Annotated in this window: 11 protein-coding genes; 2 read left to right on the forward strand and 9 right to left on the reverse strand. The window is 73.1% G+C overall.

The window, feature by feature from the left end:
* Nucleotides 1-52: 52 nt before the first annotated feature.
* The 6 genes from IAG44_RS06300 to IAG44_RS06325 form a co-directional block, all read right to left on the reverse strand.
* The gene (locus IAG44_RS06300) at nt 53-949 is read right to left on the reverse strand and encodes an adenosine kinase (RefSeq protein WP_187746129.1); all 897 of its coding nucleotides are present in this window, start codon (nt 947-949) and stop codon (nt 53-55) included.
* Between the two features lie 2 nt (nt 950-951).
* Nucleotides 952-1,371: a macro domain-containing protein gene (locus tag IAG44_RS06305; RefSeq protein WP_187746130.1), complete on the reverse strand. Its 420-nt coding sequence runs from the start codon at nt 1,369-1,371 to the stop codon at nt 952-954.
* Between the two features lie 42 nt (nt 1,372-1,413).
* The gene (locus IAG44_RS06310) at nt 1,414-2,859 is read right to left on the reverse strand and encodes an amino acid permease (protein ID WP_187746131.1); all 1,446 of its coding nucleotides are present in this window, start codon (nt 2,857-2,859) and stop codon (nt 1,414-1,416) included.
* A 217-nt stretch (nt 2,860-3,076) separates the two neighbouring features.
* Nucleotides 3,077-5,248 carry a 3-hydroxyacyl-CoA dehydrogenase NAD-binding domain-containing protein gene (locus IAG44_RS06315; protein ID WP_187746132.1) on the reverse strand — a complete coding sequence of 724 codons (2,172 nt, stop codon included), beginning with the start codon at nt 5,246-5,248 and terminating at the stop codon, nt 3,077-3,079.
* Nucleotides 5,249-5,280: 32 nt separating this feature from the next.
* Nucleotides 5,281-6,495 carry an acetyl-CoA C-acetyltransferase gene (locus tag IAG44_RS06320; RefSeq protein WP_187746133.1) on the reverse strand — a complete coding sequence of 405 codons (1,215 nt, stop codon included), beginning with the start codon at nt 6,493-6,495 and terminating at the stop codon, nt 5,281-5,283.
* A 55-nt stretch (nt 6,496-6,550) separates the two neighbouring features.
* Nucleotides 6,551-7,672 (reverse strand): CaiB/BaiF CoA transferase family protein, encoded by a 1,122-nt coding sequence (locus IAG44_RS06325; protein WP_187746134.1) that lies wholly within the window; start codon nt 7,670-7,672, stop codon nt 6,551-6,553.
* A 173-nt stretch (nt 7,673-7,845) separates the two neighbouring features.
* On the opposite strand from IAG44_RS06325, the gene IAG44_RS06330 reads away from it, so the two are divergent.
* Nucleotides 7,846-9,024 (forward strand): saccharopine dehydrogenase family protein, encoded by a 1,179-nt coding sequence (locus tag IAG44_RS06330; protein WP_187746135.1) that lies wholly within the window; start codon nt 7,846-7,848, stop codon nt 9,022-9,024.
* Between the two features lie 25 nt (nt 9,025-9,049).
* Here the strand turns inward: IAG44_RS06330 and mmpA are convergent, their stop codons facing one another.
* From mmpA to IAG44_RS06345, 3 genes are all read right to left on the reverse strand, one after another.
* Entirely contained in the window at nt 9,050-9,196 is a 147-nt protein-coding gene (gene mmpA, locus IAG44_RS06335; protein WP_187746136.1) for a morphogenic membrane protein MmpA, read from the reverse strand.
* Between the two features lie 65 nt (nt 9,197-9,261).
* Complete coding sequence (locus tag IAG44_RS06340; RefSeq protein WP_187746137.1) at nt 9,262-9,969, reverse strand: endonuclease V; 708 nt, start codon at nt 9,967-9,969, stop codon at nt 9,262-9,264.
* A 140-nt stretch (nt 9,970-10,109) separates the two neighbouring features.
* Nucleotides 10,110-11,216 carry a WD40/YVTN/BNR-like repeat-containing protein gene (locus tag IAG44_RS06345; protein WP_246561550.1) on the reverse strand — a complete coding sequence of 369 codons (1,107 nt, stop codon included), beginning with the start codon at nt 11,214-11,216 and terminating at the stop codon, nt 10,110-10,112.
* 832 nt (nt 11,217-12,048) lie between these two features.
* On the opposite strand from IAG44_RS06345, the gene ssgD reads away from it, so the two are divergent.
* Complete coding sequence (gene ssgD / locus IAG44_RS06350) at nt 12,049-12,465, forward strand: spore wall synthesis regulator SsgD (protein ID WP_187746138.1); 417 nt, start codon at nt 12,049-12,051, stop codon at nt 12,463-12,465.
* Nucleotides 12,466-12,571: the final 106 nt, after the last annotated feature.

Here is a 12,571-nt window from a genome sequence, read left to right on the forward strand (position 1 = left end):
CGGTACATCGGTCAACTCCTGTGCAGAAGACGGCGTTGGGGAGGCGGGGGTGTCAGGGGTGGGCCGTTCTGGGCAGGGCAGTTCTGGGCAGGGCCGATGTCTTGGTCGCCGGGACGGTGCACGCGTACGCGCCCGCGAGGGTGCCGTAGCGCGCGCACTCCTGCGGTGGCGCGCCGGTCACGGTGCCGTACAGGTAGCCGGCGGCGAAGGCGTCGCCCGCGCCGTTGGTGTCGACGACCTCGGCGGGCGGGGGTGCCGCCGGGACGTGGGTCAGGGTTTTGGCCGTCAGGACGTACGCGCCGTCGGCTCCCGCCGTCGCGACGACCGTGTGGGCCCTTCCGTTCGCCGCGATGCGGCGCAGTGCCGGCTCGATGTCCGGCAGGGCCGTCGCGGACAGGAACACGATGTCCGCGTGGCGCGCGAACGGTTCGTGGTACGGGTTCTCGCCGTCCCAGTCGTGCAGGTCCGTCGACAGGGTGGTTCCGGTGTCCCGCAGCGTCGTCAGCGCCTCGGCGCAGGGGTGGGTGAGGGACACGTGCGCGTGCCTGCTGCGGGCGGCCAGGCGCCTCAGGGTGTCCTCGGGGAAGCGTTCCTCGAAGCGGGTGCGGCTCGTGTCGTACAGCGAGAGCCTGCGGCCGTCCGGCGCGACCAGGTTCGTCGCCCTCTTCGTCCCGGCGGCCTGCGGCAGCGCGGTCAATTCGATCCCGTGCTCCCGGTGGAACCCCCGCACCAGCTCCCCCTCCGGGTCGTCCCCGAGAAAGTCCAGGTGGTGCACCCTCAGCCCGAGCGCGGTGAGCCCCAACGCCACGAAGTCCCCGGTCTGCCCCGCGCGGGCGTGGATGCCGTCGACCATGTGGCTGTCGGCGCACGGAAGGGGCAGTTCGGGCACCGGGACGATGGTGTCGACACCGGCACCGCCGAGGACGAGGACGTCGATGTCCTTGGTCACCTTCAGCCCTCCCCGTGGTCGTACACCGTCACGGTGAGGCCGCAGCCTATGCGCGGCATGTGGAGCGACGCCCCCAGCTCCCGGGCGGGCGCGGCCAGGCGGTCCAGCGCCGTGTCGATCGCCTCGTAGCGGACCGGCACGCTCTTGCTGCCCGTCCGGATCCCCCGCCGGCCGACCATGTTCGCCACCCGGATGTGCCGCTCCACCTGGACGAGTTGGAGCGCGCCGAGGCCGAAGTCGTTCTTCGCGCGCTCGCGGTGCCGGGCCCGGTAGGCCACCTCGGGCTCCGGCCGGCGCCGCGACAGCGCGAGCACGAAGCCCTTTCCCCATCCCCCGATGTCGTTGCGGACATGGGCGATCACCTTGACGCCCTTCACCGATGGTGTGGTGGCGTCACCCCTCGTGTATGTGATCTCCGACATGGGACCACGGTAGGCGACGCCACTGACAACGGGGCTGACCTGCTACTTCGTCAGGTTGGGGCGGTTTTCGGGGGTGGTGCGGCGCAGGGCGTACCAGCCGGCGACGAGGGCGGCGGCGATGACGGGGATCAGGAGGAGGGTCTTGCGGCCGACCTCCTCGTCGTTCCACATCATGCCGAGGCAGACGAGGAGGAAGGCGATCGTGGCGATCTCGGTGACGGGGGTGCCGGGGAGGCGGAAGTGGGGGCGTTCGAGCCGGCCCTCGCGCGCGCGGCGGACGAAGACCAGGTGGCAGATCATGATGATGACCCAGGTGCTGATGATGCCGAGCGAGGCGATGTTGAGGACGATCTCGAACGCCTGGCTCGGGACGAGGAAGTTGAGGCCGACGCCGAGGACGCAGACGGCGCAGGTCAGCAGGATGCCACCGTAGGGGACCTGGCTGCGGTTCATGCGGGCGGTGAACTTCGGCGCGGAGCCGGCCATCGCCATGGAGCGCAGGATGCGGCCCGTCGAGTAGAGGCCGGAGTTCAGCGAGGACATGGCCGCCGTCAGGACGACGAGGTTCATCACGTCGCCCGCGCCGGAGACGCCGATCTTCGACAGGACCGTCACGAAGGGGCTCTCGCCGGCCGAGTACACGGACCCCGGCAGCAGGAGGGCCAGCAGGACGACCGAGCCGACGTAGAACAGGCCCACGCGCCACATGATCGAGTTCACCGCGCGCGGGACGACCTTCTCGGGCTCGGCGGTCTCGCCCGCCGCGACGCCGACGAGTTCGAGCGCCGCGTACGCGAAGATGACGCCCTGCATGACGAGGACGACGGGCATGAGGCCGTGCGGGAAGACACCGCCGTTGTCGGTGACCACGTGCAGTCCGGGCGTCTCGCCGCCGACCTTGTGCCGCGTGGCCAGCAGGAAGATCCCGACGCACATGAACGCGACGAGCGTGGCGACCTTGACGATCGCGAACCAGAACTCCAGCTCGCCGAAGATCTTCACGGAGATGAGGTTGATCGCCAGGACGACCGCGAGGGCGATGAGGGCCAGCACCCACTGGGGGATGCTGGTGAACGCGCTCCAGTAGTGCGTGTAGAGGGCGATCGCGGTGATGTCCGCGATCCCGGTCGTCGACCAGTTGAGGAAGTACATCCAGCCGGCGACGTACGCGCCCTTCTCGCCGAGGAATTCGCGCGCGTACGACACGAAGGACCCGGAGGAGGGCCGGTACAGGACCAGTTCGCCCAGCGCGCGCACGACGAAGAACGCGAAGACGCCGCAGACCAGGTAGGCCAGCGCGAGCGCGGGGCCCGCGTTGTGCAGGCGCCCTCCCGCGCCCAGGAAGAGGCCGGTGCCGATGGCGCCGCCGATCGCGATCATGTTGACGTGGCGGTGCTTGAGGCCCTTGCTGTAGCCGGCGTCGCCCGCGTCCACGGGTGCCGGGGTCGTCGCCTCGGTCTCGGCCGTCTGCACGGCGTCCTTGCTCACGGGTGGTTCCACTCTCTGGTGCGCCCCTGCGGGTCCCGCCGGGGTGTCCGGACGTGCGTCAGCCTGCGCCTCCGGATGAAAGGCACAGGCCAGGGGCCCACCTTCCCCGAACTCCGCCCCACACGCGGTGACATACGTCACAAAGCGGGACTTGTCACAAAAGGGCGGAGGTCAGAGGGGGATGCGTCGTCCGTTCTTGGACCGAGGGGCGGGAGCGTCACCGGTCGGTGAAGGTCTCGCCCTGTTCGGCCTTGTGTACGAGCAGGGCGGGCGGGGTGAAGCGGTCGCCGTAGGTTTCGGCGAGTTCGCGGGCGCGGGCGGTGAAGCCGGGGAGGCCGCCGTCGTAGCCGTTGATGTACTGGAGGACGCCGCCGGTCCAGCCGGGGAAGCCGATGCCGAAGAGGGAGCCGATGTTGGCGTCGGCGACGGATGTCAGGACGCCTTCCTCGACGAGGCGGACGGTGTCCAGGGCCTCGGCGAACAGCATGCGTTCCTGCATGTCGCGGAAGGGGATCTCGGCGCCCGCGCGCGTGAAGTGCTCGCGCAGGCCGGGCCACAGGCGCGTGCGCCTGCCGGTCTCGTCGTACTCGTAGAACCCGGCGCCGGCGCCGCGTCCCTCGCGCCCGAACTCGTCGACCATGCGGTCGATGACGGCCTCGGCGGGGTGCGCGCTCCAGGTGCCGCCCGTCTCCTCGACGGCCCGCCGGGACTCGGCGCGGATCTTGCGCGGGAGGGTGAGGGTCAGCTCGTCCATCAGGGAGAGCACCTTGGCGGGGTAGCCGGCCTGGGCGGCGGCCTGCTCGACGGAGGCGGGTTCGATGCCCTCGCCGACCATGGCGACGCCCTCGTTGAGGAACTGGCCGATCACGCGGGAGGTGAAGAAGCCGCGCGAGTCGCCGACGACGATGGGGGTCTTCCTGATCTGCCGGACCAGGTCGAAGGCGCGCGCCAGCGCCTCCGCGCCGGTGCGTTCGCCCTTGATGATCTCGACGAGGGGCATCTTGTCGACGGGCGAGAAGAAGTGCAGGCCGATGAAGTCGCCCTGGCGCTCGACACCTTCGGCGAGGGCGGTGATGGGCAGGGTCGAGGTGTTGGAGCACAACAGCGCGTCGGGCGCGACGACGTGCTGGATCTCCTGGAACACCTTGTGCTTGAGGGCGGCGTCCTCGAAGACGGCCTCGATGACCGCGTCGCAGCCCGCGAGGTCGGCCGCCTCGGCGGTGGGGGTGATGCGGGCGAGCAGGGCGTCGGCCTTCTCCTGGGTCGTGCGGCCCTTGGCGACGGCCTTGGCGCACAGCTTCTCGGAGTACGCCTTGCCCTTGGCGGCCGCCTCGGGGGTGACGTCCTTGAGGACGACGTCGATCCCGGCGCGCGCGCACGCGTAGGCGATGCCGGCGCCCATCATCCCGGCGCCCAGGACGGCCGCCCGGCGGACCTGGCGGGGCTCGACGCCCCCGGGGCGGCTGGCGCCGGAGTTGACGGCCTGGAGGTCGAAGAAGAACGCCTGGATCATGTTCTTCGAGATCTGCCCGGCGGCGAGTTCGGCGAAGTAGCGGGCCTCGATGACCTGCGCGGTCTCGAAGTCGACCTGGGCGCCCTCGACGGCGGCGGCGAGGATGCGGCGCGGCGCCGGGTAGGGGGCACCTGCGGTCTGTTTGCGCAGGGTGGCCGGGAAGGCGGGCAGGTTGGCGGCGAACTTGGGGCTGGCCGGGGTGCCGCCGGGGATGCGGTAGCCGGGCCGGTCCCAGGGCTGCTGCGAGTGCGGGTGGGCGTCGATGAACGCGCGCGCCTTCGCGAGGAGTTCGTCGCGGGTGCCGGCGACGTCGTCGATCAGGCCGTTCCGGAGGGCTCTGGCGGGGTTGTACTGGGTGCCCTGGAGGAGGACCTTCAGGAGGGCGTCGGCGATGCCCAGGAGGCGCACGGTGCGCACGACGCCGCCGCCTCCGGGGAGCAGGCCGAGGGTGACCTCGGGGCAGCCGATCCTGGTGCCGGGGGTGTCCAGGGCGATGCGGTGGTGGCAGGCGAGGGCGAGTTCATAACCGCCGCCCAGGGCCGCGCCGTTGATCGCGGCGACGACCGGTTTGCCCAGGGTCTCGATGCGCCGCAGGTTGCGCTTGATCTCCAGGCCGCCCTCGAACAGTTCGCGCGCGGTGTCGGGGGTGACCCGGATGAGGTCGCGCAGGTCACCGCCCGCGAAGAACGTCTTCTTCGCGGAGGTGACGATGACGCCCTTGACGGTGTCCTTCTCGGCCTCCAGGCGGTCGGTGACGGCCGCGAGGGAGGCGCGGAAGGCGGCGTTCATGGTGTTGGCGGACTGGGCGGGGTCGTCGAGGACGAGGGTGACGACGCCTTCGCGGTCCTGTTCCCAGCGGATGGTGGTGGAGTTCATGGGTGCCTTCTCGGGGATCCGTCGGGAGGGGGTCAGACGCGCTCGACGACGGTGGCGATGCCCATGCCGCCGCCCACGCACAGGGTCGCGAGGCCGTAGCGCTTGTCCTGGCGCTCCAGTTCGTCGACGAGGGTGCCGAGGATCATCGCGCCGGTCGCGCCGAGCGGGTGGCCGAGCGCGATCGCGCCGCCGTTGACGTTGATCTTGTCCAGGGGGACGCCGAGGTCCCTGGCGAAGCGCAGGACGACGGCCGCGAACGCCTCGTTGATCTCGACGAGGTCGATGTCGTCGATGGTCAGGCCGGCCTTGGCGAGCGCCTTGCGGGTGGCGGGCGCGGGCCCGGTGAGCATGATGGTCGGCTCGGAGCCGGAGACGGCGGCGGAGACGATCCGCGCGCGGGGGGTGAGGCCGTGGCGCTCGCCGACCTCCCGCGAGCCGACCGCGACGAGGGCGGCGCCGTCGACGATGCCGGAGGAGTTGCCCGCGTGGTGGACGTGGTCGATCTTCTCGACCCAGTGGTACTTCTGCAGGGCGACGGCGTCGAAGCCGCCGAGTTCGCCGATGTCCGCGAACGACGGCTTCAGCGCGCCGAGGGAGTCGGCGGTGGTGCCGGGGCGCGGGTGCTCGTCGTGGTCCAGGACGGTGAGCCCGGCGCGGTCGACGACGGGGACGATCCCGCGCGCGAAGCGGCCCTCCTTCCAGGCGGTCGCCGCGCGCTCCTGGGAGAGGGCCGCGTACTCGTCGACGTCGCGCCGGGTGAAGCCCTCGATGGTGGCGATGAGGTCGGCGCCGATGCCCTGGGGCACGAAGTCGACAGCCAGGTTGGTCATCGGGTCGTTGAACCAGGCGCCGCCGTCGGAGCCCATCGGGACCCGGGACATCGACTCGACGCCGCCCGCGAGGACCAGGTCCTCCCAGCCGGAACGAACCTTGGCGGCGGCGGAGTTGACGGCTTCGAGGCCGGAGGCGCAGAAGCGGTTCTCCTGTACCCCGGCGACCGTGTCCGGCAGTCCGGCGGCGATCGCCGCGATCCGCGCGATGTCGGAGCCCTGGTCGCCGTGCGGGCCGACGACGCCGAGCACGATGTCGTCGATCGCCGCCGGGTCGAGGCTCGGCAGGCGTTCCTGGAGGGCGTGCAGCAGGCCGGTGACCAGGTCGATCGGTTTCGTGCCGTGCAGGGCGCCGTTCGCCTTGCCGCGCCCGCGCGGGGTGCGGATCGCGTCGTACACGTACGCTTCGGTGCTCAAAGGGGTTGGCCTTTCGGGGAAAAGTCGGTCCGGGCTGTGCGGGGCGGGGCGGGGGTCAGTCGCTCGCGAGCCCGGGTATGCCCCAGTCCCGGGCCACGTCCGCCGCGTCGGCGCCGGGCTGTGCGGGGGCGGTGCGGATCGTCGTGGGCGTCGCCGAGAAGCGGGGCGCCGGGGCGGGCTGGGTGATGCCGCCGTGGTCGGTGAAGGTGCCGCGCGCGGCGAGGTGCGGGTGATGCGGGGCCTCGCGCAAGGACAGCACGGGGGCCACGCACGCGTCGGAGCCCTCGAAGACGGCCGTCCACTCGTCCCGCGTGCGGGTCTTGAAGCGGGCGGCGGTCGCCTCGCGCAGAGCGGGCCAGCGGGTGGGGTCCTTGCGGGCGTCCGCGAAGCCGTCGAGGCCGAGGAGGGCCGTGAACTCGTCGTAGAACTGAGGCTCCAGGGCGCCGACGGCCATGTGTCCGCCGTCGGCGGTCTCGTAGGTGCCGTAGTACGGGCAGCCGCCGTCCAGGAGGTTGGCGGCGCGCCGGTCCTGCCAGCCGCCGGCCGCGAGCATGCCGTGGAGCATCGCCGTCAGGTGGGCGGTGCCGTCGACGATCGCGGCGTCGACGACCTGCCCGGTGCCCGTCGCGCGCGCGTGGTGCAGGGCGGCGAGGACGCCGACGACGAGGTAGAGCGAGCCGCCCGCGTAGTCGCCCAGGAGGTTCGCCGGGGCGGGCGGGGGCCGGTCCGGGGTGCCGGTGATGCCGAGGGCGCCGGTGACGGCGATGTACGCGATGTCGTGGCCCGCGCGGTGCGCGAGGGGGCCTTCCTGGCCCCAGCCGGTCATCCGGCCGTAGACGAGCGCCGCGTTGCGGGCGTGGCAGTCCCGCGGGCCGACGCCGAGGCGTTCGGCGACACCGGGGCGCAGGCCCTCGATCAGGACGTCCGCCCGCGCGGCCAGGTCGAGGACGCGGGCCGTGCCCCGCGGGGACTTGAGGTCGGCGATCACCGAGCGTTTGCCCCGGTTGGTGACGTCGAAGGCGGGGTCGATCGCGAGGACGGGACGGCCGGGGCGGTCCACCCGGACGACGTCGGCGCCGAGGTCGGCCAGGAGCATCCCGGCGAACGGGCCGGGGCCGATGCCGGCCAGCTCGACCACGCGCACTCCGGCGAGCGGTCCGTGCCCTGCCGTTGCCATCCAGCCCCCTCGCTGTCGTCACCGCCGATGCTAGGAACGTGTTCCCGCCGAACACAAGAGCAAGCGCTTGGAAACGGGCCCGGTCAGGTGGCCGGGGGCTTGATCGTGTCCCGCACCTCCCACGCTAGCCTCGGCCACTGACAACGGCGCACCGCACGACCCCAAGAGGTGTCATGAGCAGGCTGAAGAAGACGGATCGTCCGTACGACGTCGTGCTGTTCGGGGCCACCGGCTTCGTCGGCACCCTCACCGCGGAATACCTCGCCGCGCACGCCCCCGAGGGGCTGCGGTGGGCGATCGCCGGGCGGAACACGAAGAAGCTGGAGCGGTTGCGGGAACGGCTGCCCGGCGCCGAGTCCGTCGGGGTGCTGAGCGCGGACGTGGCCGACGCGGCGTCGATGCGGGCGCTCGCGCAACAGGCGCGCGTGGTCGCCACGACCGTCGGCCCGTACGTGACCCACGGCGACGACCTCGTGGGGGCCTGCGCCGACCACGGCACGGACTATCTGGACCTCTCCGGGGAGCCCGAGTTCGTCGACCTGACCTATGTGCGGCACGACGCACGCGCGCGGGAGACCGGGGCGCGGCTGCTGCACGCGTGCGGGTTCGACTCGATCCCGCACGACCTGGGGGCGTACTTCACGGTGCGTCAGCTGCCCGAGGGGGTGCCGCTGACCGTCGACGGGTTCGTGACCGCCGACGCGATGATCTCCGGCGGGACCTTCTCCTCCGCGCTGAACCAGTTCTCGCGCGGGCGCCAGGTGTTCGCCGCCGCCCGCGACCGGGCCCGGCACGAGCCCCGGCTGGTCGGCCGCCGGGCCACCGCGCCCGCGAGCGCGCCCCGGTTCGCCTCCGAGGTGGGCGCCTGGGCGCTGCCGCTGCCCACCCTCGACCCCCAGGTCGTCGTGCGGTCCGCGCGGGCGCTGCCCCGGTACGGGCCCGACTTCCGCTACCGGCACTACGCCGCCGTCCGCCGGCTTCCGATCGCCCTCGGGGGTGTCGCCGGGGTCGGTGCGCTCGTCGCCGCCGCGCAGGTGCCGCCCGTGCGCCGGTGGCTGTCCTCGCGCCTGGCGCCCGGGGAGGGGCCCGGCGAGGAGAAGCGGGCGCGCAGCTGGTTCTCCGTGCGGTTCGTCGGCGAGGGCGGCGGGCGGCGGGTGTTCACCGAGGTGTCCGGCGGGGACCCCGGGTACGGGGAGACGGCGAAGATGTTCGCGGAGAGCGCCATGGCGCTCGCGCTGGACGAGCTTCCGCCGGTGGCCGGTCAGGTGACGACCGCCGTCGCCATGGGCGACGCGCTGACGGAGCGGTTGCTGAAGGCTGGGATCAGGTTCCGGGTGGCGGCCCGGGTCTGAGGGCGCCGGGTCGGGTTCGGTCAGGTCAGAGCGGCCACTGCACGAGCGTGTAGATCATGCCGACGATCCAGCCGAACCCGGCCAGCACGGCGAGGATCAGGGCGGCGTTGACCGCGCGCTCGACGGGGCGGTCGGGGTCGGTGAGGGGCTTGGGGGCGCGGTGGCTCGTCATGCGTGCCAGCCTGCCGGGGGCGGGCGGGGCGTCACATCCGTACAGATACTCAGATCGCCCGATGGTCAGACCGGTTGCGCTGAGGTGCCCGTGGCCTCCTGGAGCGCCCGCCGGCACAGGGCGTCCGCTCGGCGCGTCGTCTCCGGGAGGCGGAAACGCGGGGTGAGCGCGAGGGTGTGGGCGCACGCGTCGTCCAGGGTGACGCGGTGGCCCACCGAGACGAACACCGGCTTCACGCCCGCGCGGGTGCGCAGTGCCCGGCCGACCTCCTCCTCGCCCGCCCTCAGGGGCGTCGACGATCCGCGCGGGGGCGCCGGTTCGTCGTGGGTGAAGGTGAACGGGTTCTTGGCGACGCCGATCGTCCGCAGGCCGGTGAGCACGCCCAGGTGGCTCGCCAGGCCGAAGCGGCGCGGGTGCGCCAGCCCGTACCCGTCGCACACCACGAGGCCCGGCTCGCACGGCAGGGCGTCCAGGGCCGCCATGACCGTCGGCAGCTCCCTGAACGCCAGCAGGCCCGGCACGTACGGGAACGAGATCCGCCCCACCGCCGTGATCTCCGCGACGACCTCCAGGCTCGCCGCGTCCAGCACGACGGCCGCCGCCGCTACGACGTCCCGCTCGTCGTCGTAGGCGACGTCCACCCCGGTGACGTGGCCGGTCCCGGGCGGTGGGCCCGGTTCGTCGAGCACGACGCGTGCGCGCAGGGCGTCCTGGATCGCGCGGGCCTCTTCTTCGGTGGCGGGCCAGTCGGCGGGGGTCTGTGCGGTCGTCATGGTGCGTCGAGGGTACGGGGGTCGGGCGGGAGCGGGAGCAGCCAGGGCTGCGGAGAGGGAGGCGCGGGGGCACGCGTGCGGGCTGTGCCGGCCGTCGTGATCACGCGCGCGTGCCGGGAGTGGTGGCGCCGGGTGTGCGGTCAGCGTTCCAGGCGGGCCGCTCTGCCCTGTTCGCCCGCCGCCCAGCAGGAGAGGTCGGGGGTGCAGTCCACGGTGTCGAAGGAGCCGGTGTCGAAGGGGCGCCAGGTGCGGCCCGCGTCGGTGGTGAGGTCGGTGCCCGTGGGGCCCACGGCGAGGGCCGTGGTGCGGCTGTGGGGCAGCCAGGCGGCGCCGGAGCGGTAGGCGGGCGGGGGTGTGGCGGCGGGGCGCCAGGTGCGGCCTCCGTCGGCGGTCGTGGCGACGGCCTGCGGGGAGGGCTGGTCCGCGCGGTAGTCGCCGCCGACGGCGATGCCGTGACGGGGGTCGCGGAAGGCCAGGGCGAAGACGCCGCGCGCGGGGTCGGCGGCCGGTATCGGGGTGTCGGCGGCGGTCCAGGTGCGGCCCCGGTCGCCGGAGTGCAGCACGCGTGCGCGGGCGCCGCCTCCCGTGGCCAGCCAGACGTCGCGCGGGCCCGAGGTGACCAGGCACTGGCCGCTCGCCGCGAAGCCCGCCTCGCCGTCCAGGGCGGCGGGCATGCCGGTGTCCGGGAGGACGGTCCAGGTGCGTCCGCCGTCGGCGGTGGACAGGATGCGGAACCTGCCGTCCACCGGGTCGCTCATGGCGAGGCCGTGGCGGCGGTCGAAGAAGGCCATGCAGTCGTAGAAGGCGCGCGCGTCGGTGTTGCGGAAGGACTCCGTCCAGGTCTGCCCGCCGTCGTCCGTCCGGTAGATCCGCGACGCCTCGCCCTCCCCGATCGCCAGCACCACCGCGCGGCGCGCGTCGAACGCCTCCACGTCCCGGAACTGCAGCTCCCCCGCGCCGGGCGGCGACACGTTCCGCCAGCTCGCCCCGCCGTCCGTCGTCCGCAGCACGGTCCCCTGGGTGCCCGCCAGCCACGCCGTGTCCCGGCTGACGGCCGCGAGCCCCCGGAACCGCACGGAGGGCGTCCCGGTGTCCTTCAACGCCCACCGGGCCCCACCGCGCCCGTCCGGGGCCGCCGCACCGGCCTGCGCGGGCGCGACCGCCAACGCGGCGAGCGCCACCCCGCAGGCCACTCCGAGCACGGCACCCTTACGCCCCGTGCCCGCCCTGCCACTCTCGCGTCGCATGATCCCCAAGCGCCTCATGGCGGGCGAAGCTAGCCCACGCTCCCGACGACGTCCAGAGGGGGCCGGGCCCTCCGCGCGCGGCACGCCGGGGCCGGGGCGGTCACCGGACGGCGGGGCGGCCCGAGTCCACGCGCGCGGCGCCGAAGAAAGGGCTGGTCATGGCGGGGCGGACAGGAAGCCGAGCCCCGCGCGCACGGGGAGAGACGGGCGGCAGAGCATGCCGATGCCGACCGTGTCGTGGACCCTGCGCGCGCGAGGCCCGTCGCCCAAGGACGCGCCGAGTGCGGCACAAGGGGAGCCTCCGCGCACGAGCGATCCGCAGTTGCCGGGGCTGCGGATGAGGCGGATGAGTCCGGAGCCTCAGCCTCCGCGCGCGCAAGCGCGAGAGAGGCCGGCGCACCCCGCTCACCGAGGACCTGCCTGCCGATCCCACGCGCGCGAAGAGTGAGTGCTTGCGTCAAGCCGCCGCGCGGCTCGGCCTTGCCCGAGCCCTGTGCAGGCCGGGCGCCGGGGGTGGTCGGCTTCGCCCTCGCCGCGCGTGCTCCCCCAGACGCCCGCGCGGCAACCGGCGCGCCGCCTCTCCCTCTCCAGCGCGTCCCCTCCGACCCGCCCCACCCTGCATGTCTCCCCCGCGCGTGGGTACCCCACCAATCCCTGTCGCTTCCGTCACCGGTGTGGTCGTTGTCCGCAGACGTCCCTCTGGTCCCGGCTCGTACGGTGACCGATGTCACTCGGAATTCATGTGCACGGATCGGCGGGTTCCGGCGTCTTTTCAAGTAGTCGAGCGTCGTCCGACCGGAAGTTCGTCCAGCAGTCACAAGGGAGCAAGGCGATGTCCACCGTCATCGAGCAGCCCGTAGAGGCCCGTCTGGTCGCCGCCGCGCCTCGGATGCAGAGCATCCCCGCCACCCTGCACTACGACCGGACCGATCCGTTCGCGGTGCACATGGCGTTCCCGGCGCCGGCCACGCTGGAGGGCGTCGAAGTGTGCTGGACGTTCGCGAGGGACCTGCTCGCGGCGGGTCTGGAGGGCCCGGAGGGTTCGGGTGACGTGCGGGTGCGCCCGTACGGCTACGACCGCACGGTGCTGGAGTTCCACGCCCCGGAGGGCATGGCCGTCGTGCACGTGCACTCGCAGGACGTACGGCGGTTCCTGAAGGCGACGGACGAGCTGGTGCCGGTCGGCCTGGAGCACCTGCAGCTCGACCTGGACCACGACCTGGCGGAGCTGATGCGGGACGCCATCTGAGCCCGGCGCCGCCCGAAACCCGCGCCCGCTAAATCCTTTGACACCCCTCGACCGCCCTCCCTACCGTGGCACACGCTTCTGTTGCCGCCGATTGGAGAAGGACGTT

This window comes from Streptomyces roseirectus, from assembly GCF_014489635.1.
Classification (GTDB): domain Bacteria; phylum Actinomycetota; class Actinomycetes; order Streptomycetales; family Streptomycetaceae; genus Streptomyces; species Streptomyces roseirectus.

Bases quoted from the DNA above. Each gene is read 5' to 3' on its own strand.
- IAG44_RS06305 (WP_187746130.1), bottom strand. From the start codon at position 1,371: ATGTCGGAGATCACATACACGAGGGGTGACGCCACCACACCATCGGTG.
- IAG44_RS06315 (WP_187746132.1), bottom strand. From the start codon at position 5,248: ATGAACTCCACCACCATCCGCTGGGAACAGGACCGCGAAGGCGTCGTC.
- IAG44_RS06325 (WP_187746134.1), bottom strand. From the start codon at position 7,672: ATGGCAACGGCAGGGCACGGACCGCTCGCCGGAGTGCGCGTGGTCGAG.
- IAG44_RS06330 (WP_187746135.1), top strand. From the start codon at position 7,846: ATGAGCAGGCTGAAGAAGACGGATCGTCCGTACGACGTCGTGCTGTTC.
- mmpA (WP_187746136.1), bottom strand. From the start codon at position 9,196: ATGACGAGCCACCGCGCCCCCAAGCCCCTCACCGACCCCGACCGCCCC.
- IAG44_RS06340 (WP_187746137.1), bottom strand. From the start codon at position 9,969: ATGACGACCGCACAGACCCCCGCCGACTGGCCCGCCACCGAAGAAGAG.
- IAG44_RS06345 (WP_246561550.1), bottom strand. From the start codon at position 11,216: ATGCGACGCGAGAGTGGCAGGGCGGGCACGGGGCGTAAGGGTGCCGTG.
- ssgD (WP_187746138.1), top strand. From the start codon at position 12,049: ATGTCCACCGTCATCGAGCAGCCCGTAGAGGCCCGTCTGGTCGCCGCC.